Origin of the sequence: Flavobacterium hibisci, from assembly GCF_020026925.1 — a bacterium.
GTDB lineage: Bacteria > Bacteroidota > Bacteroidia > Flavobacteriales > Flavobacteriaceae > Flavobacterium > Flavobacterium hibisci.
Genome location: NZ_JAIQDW010000026.1, coordinates 1 through 24,422, shown reverse-complemented (window position 1 = coordinate 24,422; position 24,422 = coordinate 1). Strand labels below are relative to the sequence as shown.

Sequence of the window (24,422 nt, the reverse complement as noted above, 5' to 3'; positions counted from 1 at the left end):
GATTGACCTTTTTTTTATCTTTTAAATTGCTTTGGAATAGATTCCTGATTTTCCATTCTCTAAAATGGTACTGAAAATTTTAAAATATTCTTTTTCAGAAAAGCTATTTACATCTATTCCAATACTATTATTGCCGTAAGGTTCATATTTTTTTAGGTTTGACACTGAAAAAAGCCCTACTGTCGGAGTATGGACGGCACTCGAAAGATGCATGATTCCGCTGTCAGCCCCTATAAACAAATCAGCATTTGCAATTACAGATCCAATTTCGCGAATATCCTTGCTATAAAATGTTGGCGCTTTAAAACCAATCTGAGAAACGTTTTCTATTGGGAGAATTTCTATAATATTATAATTTTTATATTGGGATTTTAAACTGGTATAAAAATTTTCCCACCAGGCTTCTGATAAGCATTTTGATCCTGTGGCGTAAGTAAATATACAGATCGTTTTTTTATAATTCTTCACCAGCAGAGTATGCAATTTTTTCTTTCCTTCAGCAATTTCAACAGGCGTTAATTTAAGATCTAAAGGCATAATAGGATCTTCTCTTTTTTCAAATCCTAATTTGGTTAAATAATCCCGTAAATGATAAATAGGATATTTAGCAATGTGGGCATAATCATCATGATATAAATTAGCCGAAAAAGGCAAATCACCAAAAAACTTAAATTTAGAATTAGAGAATTTGACTCCAAGACGCCCAGAAGAAGAACCCTGATCTACATTTATAGCAATATCGTATTTATACTTTTTTAAAGAAACCCAGACTTTAAAATATTGGAAAAGATTACTGAAAGGTTTTTTAGGTAATTTTATTATCCTGTCTACACAATCATAATTCTCAAAAATAATCGGAGCCAAAAAACCTTTTACAAACAAATCAATTTTACAATTTGGAAACATTTCCTCTAATTCCTGAACTAAAGGGGTAATCAGTAAAAGATTACCTAATCTTGCATTTGGTCTGCAAATTAAAATTCTTTTGATTTCGTTTTTGTTGACCAGAGTAATGCCTTGCTCAGCATTTGATTTTCCAATATTCTTTGTCAGAGTTCGCATTAATGCACGTCTCAAAACATTTATTCTACCTAAAATTCCCATTTTATAATTAATTTATTTTGATTTGCATTATTTTAAAAAGCTTTTTTATAAATCTTGACAAAATTAATTCGCCAAAGCTTCTAAAAATATAAATCGATCAATATCAAATTATTATAAAATTGTAATAAAATTTATTAAAATTCACATGACCTATTCTTAAAGCCAAAAATACAATACTAATTAATCTTTTAACTAATTACTATACAAGCTATTAATAAGAATATACGAATGAGGCAGTATGCTAGACGTTTATTGTAACGATATAACCTTCGGAACCGCGGATATTAAAAACAGTTCCGTTTTCAAAAATCAAATATTGCCCCTTTATACCCACTAACTTTCCCCGAAAAGAAGGTGTTTTGTCCAGATTTAAACTTGCAACTTTTGCCGGATAGTGTAAGACCGGATAATGCAAATCATACACATCCTCTTTTTGGCTGTAAAAGTATTCCTTAGCTTCATCCGGAATCAGATTTTGGACTTTAACTTTCTCAACAATTAAGTCGAAAGTTTCTGTTGGATTTTGGAGCATTTTTCTCCAATTCGTTTTATCGGTATAATGATTTTTTAAAGCAACCTCAGTAATTCCTGCCAGATATCGATTCGGAACCTCAACTATAGCAATTGCCTGACTTGCGCCCTGATCTATCCATCTGGTTGGCACTTGTGTTTTACGGGTAACGCCCACTTTTATTTCGCTTGCTACAGCCAGATAAACCACATGAGGCTGCAACTGAACTCTTTGTTCATATTCCAAATCACGATCTGCGATTCCTAAATGTGCCGTGCTGAGTTCTGGTCTCATAATCCAGTCACCAACGGCTGGACTTGAATAAAAACAATCATAACAAAATCCCTGACGGAATATTTTTTTCTTTTTGCAGCAATTCAAGCATTGATAACCTGCGAAATTAATTTCGATTTCCTTATCCAATAACTGATTCATGTTTAAAAAACTATCTTCAAAAACCAGATAATATTGAATTGGGGCACCGAATTCGGTTTGCATTTTTGTAAGTACTCCTTCGTAGGTCATAGATTTTTATTGCTGATTTTAGATTTTTTCTTAGAAAAAAATGATTTTTCATTATTAGAAATGGAATTTTTGAAATGGAATCTTTATTCTAAATAAATTGTTTTTTGCAAAAAAACACTATTTTTGAATAGCAACAAAGTTACATTTTTGTCTGCCGATATTCAAATTTTAAATTTCCGGTATTTGCATTTATAGTAAATATTAGTAACTTAAAATCTAAAATCTAAATACATTCTTCATGCCTCTATCCATAATAAATTCTTTTGCATCCTGGGTTCTCAAACAAAGAATACATCAAATTGAACTTTTTTTAAAATATCCAAATGAAGTTCAGGAAGAGCTGCTTCATAATTTATTGACGGCTTCAGAAAATACGATTATTGGAAAACAATATGATTTTGCTTCAATCAGCTCTTATAAAACTTTTGCTGAAAGAGTTCCGGTTTCAGGTTACGAAGAATTACAGCCTCTAATTGAACGTACACGACAGGGAGAACAGGGTGTTTTTTGGGAAAGTCCTATAAAATGGTTTGCCAAATCGAGCGGTACTACCAACGCTAAAAGTAAATTTATTCCGGTAAGCAGTGAAGCCCTTGAAGACTGTCACTACAAAGGAAGTAAGGATTTACTTTGCATGTATCTGAATAACAACGAAGATTCACAGCTGTTTGTAGGGAAAAGTCTTCGCTTAGGAGGAAGCTCCCAGATTTACGAAAACAACAATACTTTTTTTGGCGATTTATCAGCAATACTGATTGAAAATATGCCTATTTGGGCCGAATTCAGCAGTACGCCAAGCAGCAAGACTTCGCTGATGAGTGAGTGGGAAACCAAAATTGCCGCCATCATTAATGAAACCAAAAATGAAAATGTAACCAGTTTTGCCGGAGTTCCTTCGTGGATGCTGGTTCTGATGAACAGGGTTCTAGAAAACACCGGAAAAGGAAACTTATTGGAGCTTTGGCCAAATCTTGAAGTGTATTTTCACGGTGGGGTGAGTTTTTCTCCTTACAAAGAACAATACAAAAAAATCCTGCCAAGCAAGGATTTTAAATACTACGAAATATACAACGCCTCCGAAGGCTTTTTTGCCATTCAGGATCTGAACAATTCCAGTGATTTATTGCTGATGCTGGATTACGGAATCTTCTACGAATTTATTCCGATGGACACTTACGGAACGCCAGATCAAAAAGTAATCCGTTTGGCCGATGTCGAACTGAATAAAAACTACGCTATCGTTATTACCACCAACTCAGGATTATGGCGTTATTTAATAGGTGATACCGTTCGGTTTACCTCGTTAAACCCTTACAGAATAAGGGTTACGGGAAGAACCAAACACCATATCAATGTTTTTGGCGAAGAACTCATGGTCGAAAATACGGATCAGGCGATTGCCAAAGCCTGCGAAATCACCAAAACCGAAGTCATTGATTATACTGTTGCCCCAATTTTTATGCAGGACAAAGAAAAAGGCGCTCATGAATGGATGATTGAATTCAAACAAAAGCCAGCCGATGTTGGCCTTTTCCAGAAAGTACTGGACGAAACGTTACAAACTTTAAACTCTGATTACGAAGCCAAACGTTACAATAATATGACGTTAAATCCTTTGGTGATTAATGTTGCCAGAGAAAATTTATTTTACGACTGGCTGAAGGAACGTGATAAACTGGGCGGACAGCATAAGATTCCGAGGCTTTCGAATCAGAGAGATTATTTGGAACAGTTGAAGGGGATGTAGGATTAGGTTGGCATTATAACCCCTACACCAATAAAAATATTTATTTACAATAATGATGATTGAAATACCAAAATTCCACGAAACCTTTAACCCTATATTAGAAGTACTTAGTGATGGAAAAACAATTCACACAAGAGAATTACAAAAATTGGTAATTGAAAGATTCTTTCATCAACTAAGCGATGAACAACTTGCAGAGAAAACAAAATCAGGAGAAAATTTGGTAAATAATAGAATTGCTTGGGGAAAATCATATTTAAAAAAAGGTGGATATATATTTTATCCTGAAAGAGCAAATGTCCAAATTACAGACAAAGGTCTGAGACAAAAATCAGAATTATCATTAAAGAACGTTGTAGAAGATTCTGGTATTGTAAATTTCTATGCTGAAGAGAATCTAAAAAACAGTAATAAAAAAGATGAATTGAAAGGGATAATAAATTCATCACCACAAGATTTAATTGATACTGGTTTTTCTCAAATAGAAAAAGAAGTTAAAAATGATCTACTAGAAAAACTAAAAACTATTGATCCATATTATTTTGAAAAAGTAATTTTGATATTACTTAAGAAAATGGGTTACGGAGAATTTATTGAAACTTCTAAATCAGGTGATGGAGGAATTGACGGAATTATAAATGAAGACAAACTTGGTCTCGATAAAATTTATATTCAGGCAAAAAGATTTAGTGAAAATAAAGTCCGCGAAAAAGATATTCGAAATTTTATTGGTGCAATGAGTGGAGATACGAATAAAGGTGTCTTTGTAACAACATCGTTATTTGATTTGGGAGCGATTGAAAAAGCAAAAAATGCTCATCATAAAATAATTCTATTAGACGGAAATAAATTAGTTGATTTGATGCACGAATTTAATGTTGGAATTCAAATAAAGGCAACTTATGAAATAAAACAGCTAGATGAAGATTTCTTTGAAGAACAATAATTTTGCTTCTTAATATTTACAGATTATTTAAGTAAATTTTGTCAATTCGACCTTTTCGCGAGAAATCACACGCTGATAGCTCATAGCAAATATGAGGTTGTGATTTCTCGTTTATCGAAATAAAAATCTAATAACATTAATGATAAAACGAACTGTCCCACGCCAACGTAATCAATCCAAAATTATTTTCTTTGCGTATATAACCGGAATGCTCATAACAGTACAAAACAGCAGAAGAAAATAAAGATCAACCAAATAAAATTAGTATTTTTGATAGTATCAAATGATAGTATCAATCATGAAACCACCATACGAAATCACTTCTTTAATTCTAAAACACATTTCTTCTATTTCTGAAAAAATTGGAGAAGTCAATGCTACTTATTTACTTAAAACTAATCCCCGTTTACGAAAACAAAATCAGATCAAAACGATACATTCCTCTTTAAATATTGAAGGAAATACATTATCAGAGGATCAAATAACAGCACTATTAGAAAATAAAAAAGTTATCGGACCTAAAAAGGATATTTCGGAAGTCCTGAATGCATTGGAAGTTTATAAAAACTTAAGTTCATTAAAATATCATTCCGAAAAAGATTTTTTAAAAGCACATAAAATACTAATGAAAGATCTTATTGAAAATACTGGCAAATACAGAACAAAAAGTGTCGCGATTGTAAAAGGAACAAAAGTTGAACACATTGCCCCCCCTTATGCTAATGTACCTTTTTTAATGAAAGATTTATTTGATTATCTAAAAGACAAATCTGAAATCTCATTCATTAAAAGTTGCGTCTTTCATTATGAAATGGAATTCATTCATCCTTTTATGGACGGAAATGGCAGAATGGGAAGATTGTGGCAAACTTTAATTCTTATGAACGAATATCCTGTTTTCGAATTTTTACCTTTTGAAACCTTAATCTCTAAAAATCAATCCGCTTATTATAATTCCCTTTCCGCTAGTGATAAAGAAGGAAAATCAACGAAGTTTATCGAATATATGCTAGGCATAATTAATGAATCGTTAAGCGAACTTTTAGAAAACACAACAAAAAAACTTTCTGATGAAGATCGCATAAAAATTTTCACTAATGTTAATTCGGAAAACTTCACCAGAAAAGATTATCTGTTTTATTTTAAAAATCTATCCTCAGCTACAGCCAGCAGGGATTTAAAAAAAGCAGTTGAAATGGGAATCCTTACTAAACAAGGTGATAAAAAGACCACCATTTACCGTAAAAAAGAATTATAAAATCATTCATTCATCAATACCGCATGAGGGATAGCAGTGGAAATCCTTTTGTGCCTCCCGATAGCTATCGGGAGGCACAAAAGATTGCAACGAATAGCCCAACCCGCTTTTTCTGCGGGGCATGCCCTAAAAAAAACCTTAGTCCAAATGATGAACTAAGGTTTTTTTATTTTGATTATAGAATTACTTGCGGAGATTCTTCGTTCCTCAGAATGATAAACATTGTATTATTCGATTCTTTACATCATATCAATATATCGATCGTGATATCCTAATAAATACAATACACCATCAAGTCCTAAACTCGAAATCGAATTTGAGGCGCTTTCTTTTACTTTTGGTTTGGCGTGGAAAGCGATTCCGAGACCGGCAAGGTTAATCATTGGTAAATCGTTTGCCCCGTCACCAACGGCAATGGTCTGGTTGATGTGAATTCCTTCTTTTTCGGCAATCGCTGTCAGGTATTCTGCTTTCTTGATACCGTCAACGATATCGCCTATATATTTACCGGTTAATTTACCGTCTTTAATTTCCAGCTGATTGGCATGAACGTAATCGATGCCTAATTCTTTTTGCAGGTATTCGCCAAAATAAGTGAATCCTCCAGATAGAATAGCGGTTTTATAGCCGTAATATTTTAACGCTTTCATCAAACGATGCGCTCCTTTTGTGATAGGCAGATTTTCGGCTACTTTTTGCAAAACGTCTTCGCTCAAACCTTCCAGCAAAGCCATACGTTTTTTGAAACTTTCGTTGAAATCAATTTCGCCATTCATGGCAGATTCTGTAATCGCTCTTACCTGCTCTCCTACTCCATTTAGTTCTGCCAACTCATCAATAACTTCAGTTTGGATTAAAGTGGAATCCATATCGAAGCAAACCAAACGTCTGTTTCGTCTGTATATATTGTCTTCCTGGAACGAAATATCGACATCCAGTGTTCTGGAAATTGCCATAAAATTGGCCGTCATTTCGATCTTGTTTACAATTTCACCAGTAACGGATAACTGAATGCAGGAACGTGGGTATTCTTCTTTTTCAACAACAGAAGTCCTTCCTGTTAATCTGATAATAGAATTGATGTTCAGGTTTTGATCCGTCATTATTTTGGTCACGGCTGCTAATTGAACAGCTGTTAGTTTTTCGCCTAAAATATTGATAATGTAACGCTGATTGGATTGCGATTTTACCCAGGTTTCATAATCTTCAACAGAAATCGGAATGAATTTAACCTTTACTTCGAGTTCATATGCTTTAAACAAAAGGTCCTTTAAAACAGGCCCTGAACTGGAACCAGCTTCGATTTCGAATAAAATTCCCAAAGATAATGTATCGTGAATATCAGCCTGACCTATGTCTAAGATAACAGCATCATAAGCTGCTAATACTGTGGTTAAGCCTGCGGTAACACCCGGTTTGTCGTGTCCTGAAACTTTTAATAATATAATTTCCTTATCTTCTTTTGCCATTTTATCCTTGTTGATTTAAGAAGCGACAAAAATCGGCAATCTATTGTTGATATAAAAGTATATTGTTTGTTTTTTTATAACGAAAAAGCACAAATCAATGTGCTTTTTCAGGTTATTTAACAATTAATGTTCAAGTATTAAAATAATCTAACTTTCGTTGCCTTCATCACAATTCGCAAGATCTATCATCCAGTTTACTCCAAATTTATCTTTTAGCATTCCGAAATAAGGACTCCAAAAAGTTTTCTGCATTGGCATATCTATTCTTCCGCCAGCTGTAAGACCGCCAAATATTTTATCTGCTTCTTCGGTACTTTCTGCACTGATAGAAATTGAAAAATTATCCCCAAAACCTACATCTCCAAATTTTGGATGGCTGTCACTTCCCATTAAAACAGAGCTGCCAACTGGAAGCGAAATATGCATAATGCGATTAGAGACTTCTTCTGAAAGTGATTCAGTATCATGTTCCGGAGGTGCATCCTTAAATCTTCCGACATATTGAAATTCTCCTCCGAAAACAGATTTGTAAAACTGAAATGCTTCTTCGCAGTTTCCGTTAAATATTAAATAGGTATTTATTGCTTTTGCCATAATACTTTTTTATTTTTATTAATATTATTTATTGTTATTGCAATTGTTTTTTGTAATTGATATTTACTCCTCCGAAAGCTCCTTAATCGCTTCTAAACTTTTTGGAAAAGCTTCTTCAAAATACTCCTTGTGCTTTTCGATTACATCAACCTGAGAAACAAGATCTGTAAACTCGTCATCAGGAATTAAACGGTACGTTTCCATATAACCACTCCCATTTTCAGCATATTTATCTACAGGCAATTCTTTAAAATCCTTGATTTCGCCTATGTGCTTAAAAGCCATGTATTCATTTGGGACTTTTTTTTCGATAATGCTGTTCATTCCTTCTCCGTTTGGAGCCATGAAGTGTATTTTATCGCCTTCATTCCAGTCACTTACGGCATAGGAGCCTTCACAAAAAGGGGCTGTCCATTTTCTATACGTTTCGTCATCCCATAAAACTGACCAGATTTTTTCAGGCGTAGCTTTGATTCTGATTTTAAATTCTAATGTTTCCATAATCATGATAATTTACTAAAATCCATAAATAATACATTCCAACGATGGCCATCTAAATCTGCAAAACCAAAACCGTACATCCAGCCCTGACTTTCCGCCGGCTCTGAAAAAATAGTTCCTCCGGCATCTTTCACTTTTTGGGCTAATTCATCAACTTCCTCCTTGTTCTCAGCATCAATCGAAATCAAAACCTCAGAACCCGAATTAGTATCTGTAATACCGTTTTGTGAAAAACCTGCAAAAATCGATTCTTCGAAAAGCATTACCACAAAATGCCCTTCGCCTACTAGCATGCAAGTCGAAGTTGGCGTGTCATGTTGCTCATTAAACGAAAAACCTATTTTCCAGAAAAATTCTTTTGCTTTTGCCACATTTTTCACAGGCAGATTCAACCAAATTTGTTTTGTCATTTTTGATATTTTATTTGTTAAACAATTATTTTTTGAACTATGTAAAGTGATATAAAATAAACCTATATCTAAGAACTCTGAACCTTTTTGACTTTGAAAGCCTGGAGTTAAAAATTAATTATTCTCAACATAATTTTTAAAATTATCCAGGATTGCCTGCCAGCCTCCACGCTGCATTTCTTCGGAATTTTGTGTCTCAGGATCAAAACTTTCAATTATTTCTACTCCGTTTGATGTTTCTGTAAAAGTGATTTCAACCTTTCTTCCGTCTGCTATGACATATTGCAAAGCTTCGTTTGGTTTTACAAGCGTAAACTCACCTTCAAAATCAAAACTCATACTGCCGTCTTTTGCAGCCATGGTCGATTTAAATTTTCCTCCTTCTCTTAAATCGGATTCTGCATAAGGTGTATGCCAGTCCGGAGATGCGAAACTCCATTTGGTAATGTGTTCAGGAGAATTCCAAAAATTCCAAACTTTCTTCAAAGATGCTTTAATCGTATTTTTTACTGTTATCATTAGTTATTTATTTAAAATTAAAGTTCCTTTTTTATAAAAATACAAATTATTTAATACAAACTTAAAATATTAAAACAAGCTTTAAAATATAATAAAAGCCAACTTTAGGGTCATTTAAGACAAAATGTATATCTTCGTAATATCGATAAAGCTAAAATTATGAGCAGGAAAGTAGGTTTAATTTTGGGGCATGACTACAAATTACTAAGCGTAGCGGCAATTTTAGAAGTTTTTGAAACAGCGAATAAATTACATGACGAAATTGAAAAACCTTTTGAGATTATGGTTTTTCAATCGGCTGAGCAAATCAATGAGAAAAAATTATTTGGTTATGAAGTGAATTCAATTGAGGATTCTGATAAAAATTTAGAACTCATTTTGATTCCTGCTTTTACCTCCGATAATATGAGTGAAATGATTGCCAAAAATCGAAAATTTATTCCGTGGCTGCAAAAACACCATCAGACAGGTGCTGAACTGGCAAGCTTTTGCACCGGAGCGTTTTTGTTTGCTGCTTCCGGATTGCTCAACGAAAAACTGGCGACTACCCATGTCGATGCCTGCAGTGCATTTACCAAAGCTTTTCCGCTTGTGAAACTAAAACCTGAGGAAACCCTGACTGCAGACGGAAGTCTGTACACCAGCGGCGGATCAACCTCAACTTTTCATTTATTGATTCTTTTGGTCCAAAAATATTGCGGAAATGAAATTGCCGTACAAATTGCGAAAATTTTCTCTATCGATTTAAACCGATACAAACAAAGCTATTTCAGTACTTTCAGACCCAATCATCTGCATAATGATGCTTTGGTTGCCATGCTCCAGCAAAAAATCGAAACTCAGTATCACAGCATCGAAACACTCGAAGAAATCACCAAAGATATTCCGACAAGTGCCCGAAACATGACACGAAGATTCAAACAAGTAACAGGGATTCCGCCTATCGAATATCTGCAAAATATAAGAGTGGAGAGTTCAAAGAAATATCTGGAACAAACCCAGCTTTCGATTTCAGAAATTATTGAAAAAACCGGTTATAATGACCCAAAAGCATTTAGAAAAGTATTTTATAAAATGGTCGGTATGAAGCCTATTGAATATCGGGAAAAATTTAGGGTGCAGTAATTTTTTTCAGAAGCAGAAAATTAGTTTTTTCATCACCAATAGTCCTGCTCTCCGCTATATCTCTGCCTGCAAACCCTGCAGCCAGAGGATGCCGCTTCGATCAGGGCTAAACCAGAAATTTTGTTTTTCATAATATGAAGTTGTTTATCACTTATTTATATATTGTAATTCAACTATAAAAATTCATATAAAAAAACCTGTTCAAAATGAACAGGCTTTAGAATAAATATGATTTAATTTATGAAGCAATCTCCATGCGCTTCAATAAATTTTTGCTCAAAGTATGTTCTGCATAATCTTTATCAATTGATAAAACTTTATCGTCAGAACTTGGCAATTCGTACATAGCGTCTGTTAAAATTGCTTCGCATAACGAGCGTAATCCACGGGCACCTAATTTGTATTCTAAAGCTTTGTCAACAATAAAATCTAAAGCTTCATCCGTAATACTAAATTCTACTTCATCCATTAAAAACAGCTTTTGATATTGTTTTACCAGTGCATTTTTAGGTTGAGTCAAAATGGCACGCAAAGTTTCCCTATCTAATGGATCCATATGTGTCAAAACCGGCAAACGACCAATAATTTCAGGAATCAAACCAAAATCTTTAATATCTTTAGGAATGATATATTGTAACAAATTGTCTTTGTCGATATTATCCGCATTTTTAGAAGTAGAATATCCAACTGCCTGACGGTTTAAACGTTTAGAAATAATACGTTCAACTCCATCAAAAGCTCCTCCGGCAATGAAAAGAATGTTTTGTGTATTTACCTCAACGAATTTCTGGTCCGGATGTTTACGTCCTCCTTTTGGTGGTACGTTTACAACTGTTCCTTCCAATAATTTCAATAAAGCCTGTTGAACTCCTTCACCAGAAACGTCACGTGTTATCGATGGATTATCACTCTTACGGGCAATTTTATCAATTTCATCAATAAAAACGATTCCGCGTTCAGCTTTGGTTACATCATAATCAGCAGCTTGCAAAAGTCGGGTTAAAATACTTTCAACGTCTTCACCAACATAACCGGCTTCTGTAAGTACAGTCGCGTCAACGATAGCCAAAGGAACGTCTAACATCTTTGCAATCGTTTTGGCTACCAACGTTTTTCCGGTTCCGGTCTGACCCACCATAATGATGTTGCTTTTTTCAATCTCTACTTCATCGTCTAACTGCTGTTGCATTAAACGCTTGTAGTGATTGTAAACCGCCACCGACATTACTTTTTTAGTCTGATCCTGTCCAATAACATATTGATCAAGGAAAGCTCTGATTTCTTTTGGTTTCTTTAAAATTAAATCCCCAACCAGTTTGGCACTTCCGCTGGATTTTAATTCTTCTAAAACAATTCCGTGCGCCTGCTCAATACATTTATCACAAATGTGCGCATTGATTCCGGCGATTAATAAATTAGTTTCTGGCTTTTTTCTTCCACAAAACGAACATTCTAATACTACTTTTGCCATTCTTTATTTAAGTTACTAAGCTGCAAAGATACTAAGTTTATGAGATTTTAATATTTAAACGTCAAAAACTTAGCAACCTATTAACCTTTATTCTTCGTTTAAAGTTTAAAGTTTCAGGTTTCAAGTTAACAGCTGTAACTTTAAACCTGAAACCTAAAACTAAAATTAACTTTAAAACTATCCTCTTCTCAATACTTCATCGATCATTCCGTACTCTTTTGCTTCGTCAGCTTTCATCCAGTAATCGCGCTCACTGTCTTTATGAACTCTTTCAAAAGATTGTCCTGAATGCTGCGAAATGATGTTGTATAATTCTTCTTTTAATTTCAGCATTTCACGTAAGTTAATTTCCATATCTGTAGCAACTCCCTGAGCTCCTCCGGATGGCTGGTGAATCATAACTCTTGAATGTGGAAGAGCCGAACGTTTTCCTGCTGCTCCTGCGCATAATAAAACGGCTCCCATAGAAGCTGCCATTCCTGTACAAATTGTTGCCACGTCTGGTTTGATATACTGCATGGTGTCATAAATTCCTAAACCTGCGTAAACACTTCCTCCAGGGGAATTCAGATAAATCTGAATATCTTTTGAAGCATCGGCACTTTCTAAAAATAATAATTGTGCCTGAACGATATTGGCTATCTGATCATCGATACCTGTTCCTAAAAAGATAATTCTGTCCATCATTAATCTTGAGAAAACATCCAATTGAGAAACATTCAGCTGACGTTCTTCAATAATATATGGAGTCATATTGGTTGGGTTCATTGCCGCTACGATTTTGTCATAGTACATGGCGTTTACTCCCTGGTGCTTTGTAGCAAATTTTTTGAATTCTTTACCGTAGTTCATATTTTAAGTGTTCTAAGTTTATGTTATATCTATATATTATTCCTTCCATCAAAGGTTGTACCTTTATTACTTATGTGTCAATTTGTCTTATTTAGCCCAGATAGCAGTGAAAAGCTTTTTGAAATGGCAACTATTTTTTGTTGGTAAAAAAAAGCGACCGGCGGAAGCTCTTTTTTTACCTTACAAAAAAAGGCAGCAATGAAAAAACTTGTAACGAATAGCTGGATTAGCTTCTGAAAAGTAATAAAAAATAAATTGAAACCCACATCAAAAAAATATTTTCTTTAACTGAAATAAAAAAGCAGAAGAGCGTCAGGGAAAAATATCCGTGACGCTCCTTTTATATGCTTAATTTTCAGAAATTATTCGCCGTAAGACGCAGCAATAAATTCATCATAAGTTACTTCTTTTGTTGTTGGATTTGCTTTTTCTTTGAACAAATCTAACAATTTAGCCGCTACAACCTGCTCAGAAAGTCTTTTTACTTCTTCCTGATTAGACAAAACTCTTGCCACAATTCCTTCTACTTCTTCGTCAGTTGGATTTGTTTGACCAAATTGAGCCATTTGCTGTCTGATTGCGTTTGATGTAAAAGCTTTCAAATCTTCAAATGTAATTTGGATATTGCTTTGAGCCATCGCTTTTCCTTCGATCAATTGAAAACGTAAACCTTTTTCAGATCTTGCGTATTCAATTTCTGCTTCTTCTGCAGAGAGTTTTTTCTCTCCTACAGTCTGCAACCATTTTTTAAGGAATTCAGCTGGTAAATCGAATTTTGTATTTTCGATTAAGAAATCCTGAACATCCAATAATAATTTTTGGTCAGCCTGCTGTGCGAATTGTGCTTCAGCATCTTCTTTTATTTTTGCTTTTAAATCTTCCAATGAAGCTACTTTTCCTTCTCCAAAAAGTTTGTCAAACAATTCCTGATTTAATTCAGCAGGCTCAGAAACATTGATTGCTTCGATTGTAAAATCTACATCAACTGCTAAATCATGTACATTATCGTGAGGCACTTTTAAGTAATCCATTAATTGGTGATCGTCTTCGAATAAACCTTTAGTGTTTACAGTAACTACATCACCCACTTCTTTACCGATAAACAAATCAGCTGTTTTCTTGTCTTTGAAAACTGACAATGAAAAAGTTGTTTTGTTTTCAATTCCGTTTTCAGCATTTGCGAAAGTCCCTGTAATATCAGCATCTGCAGTCACTTTTTCAACTGGATTTGCTTTTCCGAATTGTTTTTGGATACGCTCGACTTGTCCGTCAATTAATTTATCATCAGCAGTTACTACATATTTTACGATATCATTTTTAGCTTCAAGATCAATTTCGAAGTTTGGCACTAAACCAATTTCGTATTCAAAAGTTAGTTCTTCAGCATCCCAGTCGAAGTTTTCGTTTACTTTAGCAATAGGAGTTCCTAAAAGGTTTAATCTTTCAGATTGAATATAACGCTCCAAAGCCAAATCAACTACTTTTTTGATCTCTTCCTGCTTAATAGCTTTTCCGTATTGTTTTTCAACAAGATCTTTAGGTACTTGTCCTTTTCTAAAACCTTTTACTTGTGCTAAAGGCATTTTTTCGTTAATTCTTTTTGCCACCTGACCTTTATAATCCATGTGAACAACATTCATTACAATTGTTTCATTCACAGCGTCTTTTGCTACTCTTTTGATATCCATCTTCTTCTTTAATTTACATAATAAAATTGGGTTGCAAAATTATAAAATTTTTGCAACCCAGCCAAGTTTTTAATCTATTGTATTTGAAGTGCTTTAGAACAACTTCGCGTTTTATTTTTTATCGTCTCCTACTATTTTATAGGTGATCGATTGCAGTATAGACAAAATCACACTAAAAATTAATGCCGTCAAAAACGAATCGACCGCAAAACCACCAACGATTTTCGTACACAACAAAATAATAATCGCATTGATAACAAGTAAAAACAAGCCCAGCGTAATAACTGTCACCGGCAAGGTCAGTACTACCAAAATAGGTTTGATAAACAGGTTTAACAATCCTAAAACTACTGCAACAATTACGGCTGTACCTAAGCTGGCAACATGCACACCAGACAAAAGATTCGACAGTAACAAAACCAAAGCTGCAGTTACAAGGAGTCTAAGTAATAATTTCATAGTCTTCTGATTTAAATTTCAGTTAAAAGTACAGTATATTTTTCAATTACGATTTCAAAAAAGCAGTTGTGAGATCAAAAAACATTTTTGGATTTTCAGCATGAAGCCAGTGTCCTGCATTTGGAATAGTTTCTAATTGCAAATCCGGAAAATGCTGTTTTATTGCATCGACATCCGAATCCAAAATATAATTTGAATTTCCGCCACGGATAAACAAAGTTGGTTTATCGAAAACCAAACCTTCTGCCAAAGGTTTCCCAATTGCATCGAGATTGTTATTAAAAACTTCCAGATTAAACCTGAAAGCCAATTGCCCTGGGGTTGCCCAATATAAATTTTTCAAAAGAAACTGACGGGTTCCAAAATCAGGCACATATTTGGCTAGAATTTCTTCAACATCCGCACGGCTTGGTTTCACTGAAAAATCGACTGCATTCAAACCAGCCAAAATATCCTGATGATGCTGTTTATAGAATTTCGGGCCTATATCTGCTACAATTAATTTATCTACAATTTCGGGATGTGTTGCTGCGAAGAGCATTGCTACTTTTCCGCCCATCGAATGCCCAAGCAAATCGATTTTGTCTAAATTATTTGCCTGACAGTATTCAAAGACATCCTGAACCATGGCTTCATAACTCCATTCATCCGAATGAAAACTACGGCCGTGATTTCGCAAATCTAAAATATGAACCTGAAATCCGGCTTCTACATATTGTCCGGCAAGGGTTTTCCAGTTATCAGACATTCCAAGAAAACCATGCATAATAACGAATGGTTTACCTTCGCCTTCTATTTTTGAGTAAAGCATATTTATATTTTTTATTCGGAAGAATTATTTCAACTTATTTAAATACATATTAACCACGTTATCCAAACCAAGATAAAGCGCTTCTGAAATTAAGGCGTGACCAATAGAAACTTCTAATAATCCGGGAATGTTTTGTTTGAAAAACTGAATATTATCCAGACTTAAATCGTGTCCTGCGTTGATGCCCAAACCTAATTTATTTGCCAATTCTGCAGCTTTCACATAAGGATCGATTCCTTTTTTATTCCCTAAATCATATTGATGGGCAAAGGCTTCTGTGTATAACTCAATTCTGTCAGTCCCTGTTTTTTTTGCACCTTCGATCATTTCTAAAACAGGATCAACAAAAATTGAAGTCCTGATTCCGTTTCTTTGAAATTCCTGAATAACCTCAGCCAAATAAGACTGATTATCTATAGTATCCCAACCTGCAGAAGAAGTAATTGCACCAATTGCATCCGGAACCAATGTAACCTGATCAGGTTTACATTCTAAGACCAAATCAATAAAATTATGCTGAGGATTTCCTTCAATATTATATTCGGTAGTAACAATCGCTTTTAAATCGCGGGCATCCTGATACCGGATATGGCGTTCATCCGGACGCGGGTGAATTGTAATCCCCTGACCTCCAAATTTTTCAATATCGGCGGCTACTTTTAATAAATCAGGAACATTTCCTCCACGGGCATTACGTAAAGTTGCTATTTTATTGATATTTACACTTAATTTCGTCATAAAAATAGATTATTAATTCTGTAGCATTATATTTGTAAGAGCAAAAATACAAAGTAAAATCTAGCATTTTTTGCTATTTTTTGATTATTTTGCATCAAATATCTTCAAACTACTTATGACAGAAATCACCAACTATATCACCAACGATTTTAGAGCAATCGACAGTCAGGAAACGATAGCATCTGTTCAGGACTTTTTTGCTGATTTAAGTTTTTCTCATTTTCCTGTTGTGGAAAACGAAATTTTCATTGGAAGCATTGCTTCGGATGATATTGAAACATTTGATACGAATAAAAAAATAATTGATTACAAATACACATTAGAACGTTTTTTTGCCAGAAAATCAATGATTTGGCTCGACGTTCTGGAAATTTTTGCCAAAAACCATACGAATGTAATTCCGGTTCTTGACGAAAACAATTCTTATATCGGATATTATGAAATGGAAGATATAATGAAATTTTTTCAGGAAACTCCATTTTTAAAAGAACAGGGCGGTATTATTATCGTTCAAAAAGGACTTTTAGATTATTCTATGGCACAGATAGCTCAAATCGTTGAGAGCAATAATGGTAAAATCCTGGGTTGTTTTGTATCCGAAGCCGATTTAGAAAATGTTCACATTACAGTAAAAATTGGAGTTGGACCAATGAATGAAATTATCCAGACCTTCAGAAGATACAATTACGAAATTATCTCAGAACATCAGGAAGATACTTACATTAACAGCCTAAAAGAACGTTCTGATTATTTAGACAAATACCTTAACATATAATTATAATAAGCAATTAGAAAATGAGTCAACAACATGATTAAACATTGGCACATTATCAAATTTTCTCATTATCTAACTTAATAAAATGAAAGTAGCCATTTACGGACAGTATTACCAAAACAGTACCGAACCCATTATCAAAGATATTTTTGTGTTTTTCAACAACAATAATGTCGAAATGGTCATTGAAGAAAACTTTCTGAAAATGCTTTACGAGAAACAATTAATTAAAAAAGAATATAAAACCTTCTCAGGAAAAACAAAACTTGACAATAGTTTTGAAATGTTGCTAAGTATTGGAGGCGACGGAACTATTTTAAGAGCCGCCAGTTTAGTTCGCAATTCCGGTGTACCCATTTTAGGAATCAATGCCGGAAGATTAGGTTTTTTGGCAACTGTCCCAAAAGAAGGCATTGATGGTTTTTTGCAGTTTGTAATTGATAAAAACTACACCATTTCTGAAAGAACACTGCTGAGCCTGACCTGTGACCCAAAAAATGATGCTATCGAAGACGATTTAAATTTTGCAATGAACGAAGTTACTGTTAGCAGAAAAGATACAACGTCGATGATTACTGTTGAAACTTATTTGAATAATGAATACCTGAACTCATATTGGGCTGACGGACTTATTCTTTCTACGCCAACAGGCTCTACCGGATATTCATTAAGCTGTGGCGGACCAATATTGACTCCGGATGTAAAAAGCTTGGTAGTTACCCCTATTGCGCCTCATAACTTAAACGCAAGACCATTGGTTATACCTGACGATACCGAAATAAAACTTCGTGTATCCGGAAGAGAAGACCAATATTTAGTATCACTTGATTCACGAATTGCTTCTATTAAAAATGAATCGGTCTTAACTATAAAAAAAACAGATTTTAAAATTAAAATGGTTGAAATTCCAGGCGAAACTTTCTTAAAAACACTTAGAAAAAAATTGCTTTGGGGAGAAGATAAAAGGAATTAAATTTTTTTACAGATTAAACTATACGATATTAATACTCTTTCTCGTTTTGCATATATCGAATCTTCATTAAATGTCTCAAAATCATACGGTAAATTTAAAAAAAGACACATTTATCTAAAGGAACGTTGATTCGTATCGATAATTATTATATTTGCACGCAATTTTGAATTAAATGAAGAAAATTTTTAATTTATTGTTATGTTTTTTTCCCTTTATCACACTTAATGCTCAAATAAACGAGATTGGTGTTTTTCTTGGCGGAAGTAACTTTATAGGAGATGTTGGGAGCACTACATATATTGCTCCTGAAAAGCCTGCTATTGGTATTTTGTATAAATGGAATAAAAGTCCACGCCATTCTTATCGTTTTTCATACACACAATCCAAAATCACAGGAAATGACCGACAATCAGAAGAACCATCAAGATATAAAAGAGGATTTAGTTTTAAAAATAACGTAAGAGAACTTTCTGCCGGTTTAGAATTTAACTTCTTTGATTTTAATTTGCATGATGAAGATCTAAAAATAACTCCCTATGTATTTTCCGGTTTAAGTTATTTTCGATATGATGAATTACATGTAGTAAACGGAGTGACAAAAAAAGACAAAGGAGGAAATTCATTTGCCATACCTATAATATTAGGAATAAAATCAAATATTAGTCGTGATTTTATCTTAGCTGCCGAAATAGGTGCACGATATACCTTTACAGATAATATAGATGGAAGCAACCCTAAAGATGATTCGTTTGCGAATAATCGTTTTGGGAATTTAAATAATAACGATTGGTATGTTTTTACCGGAGTAACCTTAACATATACCTTTGGACAAAAACCTTGCTATTGCGCAGAATAAAATGAATTTATTAGAATCTATAGATAAGACAAATTTACCTAAACATCTTGCCATTATTATGGACGGGAATGGGCGTTGGGCAAAACAACAAGGCTTTCTTCGTGCTTTTGGACATGAAAATGGAACCAAATCAGTTAAAGAAACCATTAAAATTTGTGCTAAACTTGGCATTGAATACTTAACATTATATGCTTTTTCTACAGAAAACTGGAATCGTCCAAAATTAGAGGTTCAGGCATTAATGAAAATTCTTATAAATTCATTAAGAAAAGAACTTGTGACTTTACAGGAGAACAACATAAGACTGAATGCAATTGGAAATCTGGACAGGCTGCCAAAATCTGCTCAAAAAGAGTTGTTGGATGTTATCGAAAAAACAAAAAACAACACTCATTTAACGCTGACACTGGCCTTAAGTTACGGATCCAGAGAAGAATTGGTGAACGCTGTCAGACTCATCAGTGATAAAGTTAAAAATAATATAATTTCATTAGACAGTATTGACGATTCAATTATAAATGAGCATCTTTACACGCAAAATTTACCTGACGTAGATTTATTAATACGAACAAGTGGAGAACACAGAATAAGTAATTTCCTGCTCTGGCAAATAGCCTATTCAGAATTATATTTTACTGATGTGCTCTGGCCTGACTTTAAAGAACAAGATTTATATGAGGCTATCATTAGTTATCAAAAAAGAGAACGTAGATTTGGAAAAACCAGTGAACAAATTAAATAATATTTTAGTGTTGCAAAATAGAATACAAATAATACTTACCCTACTTCTTTTGGGTAGTTTTTCTCAAATCAAAGCACAAGAAAGAATTCCTTTTGACCAGGGAAAAAAATACATTCTTGCAAAAGTTTCTGTTGTTGGTAAAATAAGCTTCAATGAACAAACTGTTGTAACATTTTCAGGCTTACAAAAAGGTCAGGAAATTACTGTCCCGGGCGAAGAAATTAGCGGGGCAATTAAGAAATTAGGAAAGCTTGGCCTTTTTGATGAAATTGCTTTTTATGTAAATAAAGTTGAAAATGACAGCATTTATTTAGACTTAAATATAGTAGAACTTCCTAAATTAAACGAAGTAAAATTTGTTGGCATTAAGAAAAGTAAAGTTGAAGGGTTAATAAAAGATAATAATCTGACGAAAAGCAAGATCGTAAACGAAAATCTAATCACTACAACAAAAAACTACATCGAAAACAAATACAAAAAAGAAGGTTTTTACAATACCAAAGTTACCATTACAACCACTCCAGATACTACTGCAGGGAACAATGTAAACATGCTTGTCCGTGTAGATAAGGGAGACAAAGTAAAAATAAGCAGCATTGACTTCATAGGGAACAAACAACTAACGGACACCCAATTGAGAAGAGCCATGAAAGACACCAAACAAAAAAACGTACTCCGTGTCCTGAAAGCTTCAAAATTTATTCCTGAAAAATACAAAACCGACTTAGAAAAAGTTATTGCAGCATATAAAGAAAAAGGATATCGTGATGCCCGTATCATATATGACTCAGTCACTTATAACAAGAAAAAAAACATGTTGGCCATCAAAATTAATCTGGAAGAAGGAAACAAATATTACTTTGGAAATATTAAATTTTTAGGGAATACGGTTTATTCAGATCAACAGCTAAATCGGTATTTAGGAATAAAAAAGGGGGAAACTTATAATGGTGTAATGCTTGAAAAACGTATTGCAGACAAAACTAAACCTGACGGGGAAGATATTACAAACCTTTATCAGAATAACGGCTATCTATTTTCTAACATTAATGCCGTAGAAACAAGAACCGTAAATGACACTATTGACTTTGAAATTAGAATAACTGAAGGCCCAATTGCTTATTTTAATAAAATATCGGTAGTAGGAAACGACAAAACCAATGACCATGTCATCTATCGCGAATTAAGAACTAAACCGGGTGAAAAATACAGTAAAGAATTATTGGTGAGAACTATTCGTGAGATTGGACAATTAGGTTTTTTCGACCCTGAAGCGATTGATCCTAAATTTAAAAATGTAGATGCTGCAGCCGGAACAGTAGATATCGAATACAATTTAGTTGAAAAAGGTTCCAGCCAGGTAGAATTACAAGGTGGATATGGCGGCGGAGGCTTCATAGGAACTTTAGGATTATCCTTCAATAATTTTTCGGCAAGGAATATGTTTAAAAAAGAGGCCTATAAACCATTGCCTATGGGAGATGGTCAAAAAGTATCCCTGCGTTTACAAGGAAGTACCTATTTCCAAACGTATAGCGTGTCATTCTCTGAGCCATGGTTTGGAGGTAAAAAACCGGTACAATTTAGTTCCTCTATCTCTTACAGTAAGCAGTTCAATTATAGTTATGGACGTAATGTAGATAAAAGTCAAAGCTTCAATATTTTTACAGTACAAGTTGGACTTGCTAAAAGATTAACTGTCCCGGATGATTATTTCGTGTTATCTCAGTCTGTAAGTTACCAGCATTATGATTTGAATAATTATTTTACCGGATTATTTACCTTTGGAAACGGAGCATCCAGAAACTTAGCTTATACGGTTGGATTAACCAGAAGCAACAAAGGTCTTAACCCAATATTCCCAACTTACGGTTCTGAATTTAGTGTTTCTGCAAAAGTAACACCACCTTATTCACTGTTTAATGGAATTGATTATGCTACTTTAGGAGAAAAAGAAGAATATAAGAAAAAAACTACTCAAGACCAAACAGTTAACGGATACACAATTCCTAAAAACACTTATTTAGACGCCAACGATAATCCCGTAAGTACTTACCAGGAAGCTGCTGCAGATCCTGCAAAAGTAGATCAGGAAAAATACAACTGGTTAGAATATTATAAAATCAAATTTAGAGCAGACTGGTATAATAAAATATATGGAAAATTAGTTTTAAGAACATTAACCGAATTTGGTTTCATGGGTGCTTACAATCAGGATAGAGGAATTGTTCCTTTTGAACGTTTTTATCTAGGTGGAGATGGTATGGCGAACTACTCTATGGACGGAAGAGAAACCATTGGATTAAGAGGATATGAAAATAACTCTTTGACTCCTGTAAATAGTGCAGAGCAGCAGGTTGGAGCAACAATTTATAATAAATTTTCTATGGAATTGCGTTATCCGATTACCCTTAAGCCATCTGCATCTATTTATGCCCTTACGTTTTTAGAAGCGGGTGCATCTTATAACGGGTTTAAAAATTATAACCCTTTCGATCTCTATCGTTCTGCTGGTTTTGGTTTACGTGTATTCATGCCTGCATTTGGCTTATTGGGTATTGATTTTGGCTATGGATTTGATCCTCAGCGACTCGAAACCAAAGCACATGGTCAGGAAATACACTTTATTATTGGACAGCAATTTTAAAAGATATATTTGGTTAAAAATCTGAAATAAAGTTAATGTATGAGAAAACAATTTTTATTTATATTTTTAGCCTTGATTGTAGCAAATACAAGTGAGGCACAGACAAGGTCGACCAGAATTGGCTACATCGACATGGAATATATTTTAGAAAATGTTTCTGATTACAAAGAGGCAAAATCTCAGTTAGATTTAAAAGCTACTAAATGGAAGCAGGAAATAGAAACCAAAAAGTTAGAAATAAATAAATTAAAAGAAAACCTTAAAACGGAAAAGGCTCTGCTTACAAAAGAACTTATTGAGGAAAGAGAAACAGAAATTAAGTTCCTTGAAAATGAGATGCTGGAATACCAGCAGAAACAATTTGGAGTTGACGGAAATTTGATGCATCAAAAAGCAGCTTTGGCAAAACCAATACAAGATCAGGTTTTTACTGCTGTACAAGATATAGCAGAAGCCAAAAACTATGATTTTATTTTTGATAAATCATCTGATTTGACGATGCTTTTTTCGGCTAAAAGATTTGACATAAGTGATCAGGTTATTCGTATCCTAAACAGAACAGAAAAGAGACAGCAGCTCAATAAAAAGCAATTAAAAGAACAAGAGGCCAAGGAAAATCTTGAAAACGAGATTGACGAAAATCCGGCTATGGCAGACAGGCAAAAAGCACTTGATGCAAGAAAGGCGGCAAGAGAAAAATTAGTTGCTGATAGAAAATTAGAACAGGAAGCTAAACGAAAAGAATACGAAGATAAAAGGAACGCTATAGCCGCTGAAAAAGCAGCCAAAAAAAATGGCACGGTTTCTGAAACTGCAAAACCAGCTGAAGCTACAAAAACTGAGACAACAGCTCCAACTATAGTAACCCCAGCAACTGAACCTGCAGTTAATAAAGCCGAAGAAAGACAAAAACTTTATGAACAGCGTAAAAAAGAGTTAGAAGAAAAAAAGAAGAAAATTTTAGAAGAAAGAGAAGCGGCTAAAAAAGCTAAGGAAGCCGAAACAGAAAAATCAAATACGACCAATAATTAATTAATATTTTAAAATGATGAAACAAATCAAAACTTTAGTAATTGCTGCAGTGCTTATTTTAACTGCAAACAATACAATGAATGCGCAGGCTAAAACAGCTCATGTTGATGTTAGCGAGATTATGTCGAAGATGCCTGCTATGCTTGATGCTCAAACTCAATTACAAAAATTAAGCGGAACATATGATGCGGAATACAAAAAAATGATTGAGGAATATCAAACAAAAATCAAAAAGTATGACGCTGAATCTACCACAGCAACTGAAGCAGTAAATACTGAGCGTGCTAAGGAAGTTCAGGATATGCAAAAAAGAATTGGCGACTACAGAGATAATGCTCAAAAAGAGTTGCAGCAAAAAGAAACTGATTTAGTAAAACCTTTAATGGAAAAAGTAAAAGCTTCTATCCAAAAAATTGGAAAAGCTAAAGGTTTCCAATACGTACTAGACGGTTCAACTCTTTTATTAGCTGATGGCCCAAACATTACTGCTGATGTGAAAAAAGATTTAGGATTCTAAGAAACAAATTTCTTATTACAAAAATGAGGCTGTCTCAAAAGTGAGGCAGCTTTTTTTGTGGCATAAAAAAAAGGAAAGTTTTCGCTTTCCTAATTCTTGCAATTTAATTAAATTGCGGTGTGTGTATAGCTTCAAAAGTAGTCTTTAAAGAT

Annotated in this window: 24 protein-coding genes; 11 read left to right on the top strand and 13 right to left on the bottom strand. The window is 34.0% G+C overall.

The genetic code is table 11. The features are described 5' to 3' along the window. Positions 1-21: 21 nt before the first annotated feature. Both K8B81_RS18995 and K8B81_RS18990 read right to left on the bottom strand, forming a co-directional pair. Positions 22-1,104, bottom strand: a complete 1,083-nt coding sequence (locus K8B81_RS18995) for a glycosyltransferase family 9 protein (RefSeq protein WP_223683125.1) — start codon at positions 1,102-1,104, stop codon at positions 22-24. A gap of 241 nt (positions 1,105-1,345) precedes the next feature. Beyond that, on the bottom strand, positions 1,346-2,140 hold the full coding sequence (locus tag K8B81_RS18990) for a DUF2797 domain-containing protein (RefSeq protein WP_223683124.1): 795 nt from the start codon (positions 2,138-2,140) through the stop codon (positions 1,346-1,348). 238 nt (positions 2,141-2,378) lie between these two features. Here K8B81_RS18990 and K8B81_RS18985 point away from each other — a divergent pair, with 238 nt between their 5' ends. From K8B81_RS18985 to K8B81_RS18975, 3 genes are all read left to right on the top strand, one after another. Further along, positions 2,379-3,887 carry a GH3 auxin-responsive promoter family protein gene (locus K8B81_RS18985; RefSeq protein WP_223683123.1) on the top strand — a complete coding sequence of 503 codons (1,509 nt, stop codon included), beginning with the start codon at positions 2,379-2,381 and terminating at the stop codon, positions 3,885-3,887. Between the two features lie 52 nt (positions 3,888-3,939). Beyond that, positions 3,940-4,833 (top strand): restriction endonuclease, encoded by an 894-nt coding sequence (locus K8B81_RS18980; RefSeq protein WP_223683122.1) that lies wholly within the window; start codon positions 3,940-3,942, stop codon positions 4,831-4,833. 298 nt (positions 4,834-5,131) lie between these two features. Next, a complete protein-coding gene (locus tag K8B81_RS18975; RefSeq protein WP_223683121.1) occupies positions 5,132-6,091 on the top strand; it encodes a Fic family protein in 960 nt (319 codons plus the stop codon). Between the two features lie 239 nt (positions 6,092-6,330). Here K8B81_RS18975 and serB read toward each other — a convergent pair whose 3' ends face one another. From serB to K8B81_RS18950, 5 genes are all read right to left on the bottom strand, one after another. Next, positions 6,331-7,560 carry a phosphoserine phosphatase SerB gene (gene serB, locus K8B81_RS18970; RefSeq protein WP_223683120.1) on the bottom strand — a complete coding sequence of 410 codons (1,230 nt, stop codon included), beginning with the start codon at positions 7,558-7,560 and terminating at the stop codon, positions 6,331-6,333. Positions 7,561-7,707: 147 nt separating this feature from the next. Next, positions 7,708-8,154 (bottom strand): VOC family protein, encoded by a 447-nt coding sequence (locus K8B81_RS18965; protein WP_223683119.1) that lies wholly within the window; start codon positions 8,152-8,154, stop codon positions 7,708-7,710. Between the two features lie 63 nt (positions 8,155-8,217). Beyond that, positions 8,218-8,655 (bottom strand): SRPBCC domain-containing protein, encoded by a 438-nt coding sequence (locus K8B81_RS18960; RefSeq protein ID WP_223683118.1) that lies wholly within the window; start codon positions 8,653-8,655, stop codon positions 8,218-8,220. Positions 8,656-8,657: 2 nt separating this feature from the next. Beyond that, positions 8,658-9,065, bottom strand: a complete 408-nt coding sequence (locus K8B81_RS18955; protein WP_223683117.1) for a VOC family protein — start codon at positions 9,063-9,065, stop codon at positions 8,658-8,660. A gap of 114 nt (positions 9,066-9,179) precedes the next feature. Continuing rightward, entirely contained in the window at positions 9,180-9,584 is a 405-nt protein-coding gene (locus tag K8B81_RS18950) for an SRPBCC family protein (RefSeq protein ID WP_223683116.1), read from the bottom strand. A gap of 159 nt (positions 9,585-9,743) precedes the next feature. On the opposite strand from K8B81_RS18950, the gene K8B81_RS18945 reads away from it, so the two are divergent. Next, entirely contained in the window at positions 9,744-10,709 is a 966-nt protein-coding gene (locus K8B81_RS18945) for a GlxA family transcriptional regulator (RefSeq protein WP_223683115.1), read from the top strand. A 238-nt stretch (positions 10,710-10,947) separates the two neighbouring features. Here K8B81_RS18945 and clpX read toward each other — a convergent pair whose 3' ends face one another. The 6 genes from clpX to K8B81_RS18915 all read right to left on the bottom strand — a co-directional run bounded on the left by clpX (position 10,948) and on the right by K8B81_RS18915 (position 16,728). Next, a complete protein-coding gene (gene clpX, locus K8B81_RS18940; protein WP_031454477.1) occupies positions 10,948-12,180 on the bottom strand; it encodes an ATP-dependent Clp protease ATP-binding subunit ClpX in 1,233 nt (410 codons plus the stop codon). A gap of 177 nt (positions 12,181-12,357) precedes the next feature. Continuing rightward, a complete protein-coding gene (clpP, locus tag K8B81_RS18935; protein WP_223683114.1) occupies positions 12,358-13,032 on the bottom strand; it encodes an ATP-dependent Clp endopeptidase proteolytic subunit ClpP in 675 nt (224 codons plus the stop codon). Between the two features lie 362 nt (positions 13,033-13,394). Beyond that, on the bottom strand, positions 13,395-14,720 hold the full coding sequence (locus K8B81_RS18930) for a trigger factor (protein WP_223683113.1): 1,326 nt from the start codon (positions 14,718-14,720) through the stop codon (positions 13,395-13,397). Between the two features lie 111 nt (positions 14,721-14,831). Beyond that, a complete protein-coding gene (locus K8B81_RS18925) occupies positions 14,832-15,179 on the bottom strand; it encodes a phage holin family protein (protein ID WP_223683112.1) in 348 nt (115 codons plus the stop codon). 46 nt (positions 15,180-15,225) lie between these two features. Continuing rightward, complete coding sequence (locus K8B81_RS18920; protein ID WP_223683111.1) at positions 15,226-15,990, bottom strand: alpha/beta fold hydrolase; 765 nt, start codon at positions 15,988-15,990, stop codon at positions 15,226-15,228. Between the two features lie 24 nt (positions 15,991-16,014). Beyond that, a complete protein-coding gene (locus K8B81_RS18915) occupies positions 16,015-16,728 on the bottom strand; it encodes a pyridoxine 5'-phosphate synthase (RefSeq protein ID WP_223683110.1) in 714 nt (237 codons plus the stop codon). A 115-nt stretch (positions 16,729-16,843) separates the two neighbouring features. Between K8B81_RS18915 and K8B81_RS18910 the strand changes: the two genes are divergently transcribed. The 7 genes from K8B81_RS18910 (at position 16,844) to K8B81_RS18880 (ending at position 24,270) form a co-directional block, all read left to right on the top strand. Continuing rightward, positions 16,844-17,503, top strand: a complete 660-nt coding sequence (locus tag K8B81_RS18910) for a CBS domain-containing protein (protein ID WP_223683109.1) — start codon at positions 16,844-16,846, stop codon at positions 17,501-17,503. Positions 17,504-17,588: 85 nt separating this feature from the next. Next, the gene (locus tag K8B81_RS18905; protein ID WP_223683108.1) at positions 17,589-18,476 is read left to right on the top strand and encodes an NAD kinase; all 888 of its coding nucleotides are present in this window, start codon (positions 17,589-17,591) and stop codon (positions 18,474-18,476) included. A 172-nt stretch (positions 18,477-18,648) separates the two neighbouring features. After that, a complete protein-coding gene (gene porG, locus K8B81_RS18900) occupies positions 18,649-19,332 on the top strand; it encodes a type IX secretion system protein PorG (protein ID WP_223683107.1) in 684 nt (227 codons plus the stop codon). Between the two features lies 1 nt (position 19,333). Continuing rightward, complete coding sequence (locus K8B81_RS18895; protein WP_223683150.1) at positions 19,334-20,074, top strand: isoprenyl transferase; 741 nt, start codon at positions 19,334-19,336, stop codon at positions 20,072-20,074. Next, positions 20,007-22,721, top strand: coding sequence for a BamA/OMP85 family outer membrane protein (locus tag K8B81_RS18890; RefSeq protein ID WP_223683106.1), 2,715 nt, complete (start codon positions 20,007-20,009; stop codon positions 22,719-22,721). The genes K8B81_RS18895 and K8B81_RS18890 overlap by 68 nt, the downstream gene beginning before the upstream one ends. A gap of 39 nt (positions 22,722-22,760) precedes the next feature. Further along, the gene (locus K8B81_RS18885) at positions 22,761-23,753 is read left to right on the top strand and encodes an OmpH family outer membrane protein (RefSeq protein WP_223683105.1); all 993 of its coding nucleotides are present in this window, start codon (positions 22,761-22,763) and stop codon (positions 23,751-23,753) included. 13 nt (positions 23,754-23,766) lie between these two features. After that, positions 23,767-24,270 (top strand): OmpH family outer membrane protein, encoded by a 504-nt coding sequence (locus K8B81_RS18880; protein WP_223683104.1) that lies wholly within the window; start codon positions 23,767-23,769, stop codon positions 24,268-24,270. Positions 24,271-24,422: the final 152 nt, after the last annotated feature.

Coding starts and splice junctions, on each gene's coding strand:
- porG (WP_223683107.1), top strand. CDS start 18,649: ATGAAGAAAATTTTTAATTTATTGTTATGTTTTTTTCCCTTTATCACA.
- K8B81_RS18980 (WP_223683122.1), top strand. CDS start 3,940: ATGATGATTGAAATACCAAAATTCCACGAAACCTTTAACCCTATATTA.
- K8B81_RS18990 (WP_223683124.1), bottom strand. CDS start 2,140: ATGACCTACGAAGGAGTACTTACAAAAATGCAAACCGAATTCGGTGCC.
- K8B81_RS18880 (WP_223683104.1), top strand. CDS start 23,767: ATGATGAAACAAATCAAAACTTTAGTAATTGCTGCAGTGCTTATTTTA.
- K8B81_RS18975 (WP_223683121.1), top strand. CDS start 5,132: ATGAAACCACCATACGAAATCACTTCTTTAATTCTAAAACACATTTCT.
- clpP (WP_223683114.1), bottom strand. CDS start 13,032: ATGAACTACGGTAAAGAATTCAAAAAATTTGCTACAAAGCACCAGGGA.
- K8B81_RS18925 (WP_223683112.1), bottom strand. CDS start 15,179: ATGAAATTATTACTTAGACTCCTTGTAACTGCAGCTTTGGTTTTGTTA.
- K8B81_RS18915 (WP_223683110.1), bottom strand. CDS start 16,728: ATGACGAAATTAAGTGTAAATATCAATAAAATAGCAACTTTACGTAAT.
- K8B81_RS18945 (WP_223683115.1), top strand. CDS start 9,744: ATGAGCAGGAAAGTAGGTTTAATTTTGGGGCATGACTACAAATTACTA.
- K8B81_RS18895 (WP_223683150.1), top strand. CDS start 19,334: ATGAATTTATTAGAATCTATAGATAAGACAAATTTACCTAAACATCTT.
- serB (WP_223683120.1), bottom strand. CDS start 7,560: ATGGCAAAAGAAGATAAGGAAATTATATTATTAAAAGTTTCAGGACAC.
- K8B81_RS18955 (WP_223683117.1), bottom strand. CDS start 9,065: ATGACAAAACAAATTTGGTTGAATCTGCCTGTGAAAAATGTGGCAAAA.
- K8B81_RS18890 (WP_223683106.1), top strand. CDS start 20,007: ATGAGGCTATCATTAGTTATCAAAAAAGAGAACGTAGATTTGGAAAAA.
- K8B81_RS18950 (WP_223683116.1), bottom strand. CDS start 9,584: ATGATAACAGTAAAAAATACGATTAAAGCATCTTTGAAGAAAGTTTGG.
- K8B81_RS18960 (WP_223683118.1), bottom strand. CDS start 8,655: ATGGAAACATTAGAATTTAAAATCAGAATCAAAGCTACGCCTGAAAAA.
- K8B81_RS18885 (WP_223683105.1), top strand. CDS start 22,761: ATGAGAAAACAATTTTTATTTATATTTTTAGCCTTGATTGTAGCAAAT.
- K8B81_RS18910 (WP_223683109.1), top strand. CDS start 16,844: ATGACAGAAATCACCAACTATATCACCAACGATTTTAGAGCAATCGAC.
- K8B81_RS18965 (WP_223683119.1), bottom strand. CDS start 8,154: ATGGCAAAAGCAATAAATACCTATTTAATATTTAACGGAAACTGCGAA.
- K8B81_RS18905 (WP_223683108.1), top strand. CDS start 17,589: ATGAAAGTAGCCATTTACGGACAGTATTACCAAAACAGTACCGAACCC.
- K8B81_RS18930 (WP_223683113.1), bottom strand. CDS start 14,720: ATGGATATCAAAAGAGTAGCAAAAGACGCTGTGAATGAAACAATTGTA.
- K8B81_RS18920 (WP_223683111.1), bottom strand. CDS start 15,990: ATGCTTTACTCAAAAATAGAAGGCGAAGGTAAACCATTCGTTATTATG.
- K8B81_RS18985 (WP_223683123.1), top strand. CDS start 2,379: ATGCCTCTATCCATAATAAATTCTTTTGCATCCTGGGTTCTCAAACAA.
- clpX (WP_031454477.1), bottom strand. CDS start 12,180: ATGGCAAAAGTAGTATTAGAATGTTCGTTTTGTGGAAGAAAAAAGCCA.
- K8B81_RS18995 (WP_223683125.1), bottom strand. CDS start 1,104: ATGGGAATTTTAGGTAGAATAAATGTTTTGAGACGTGCATTAATGCGA.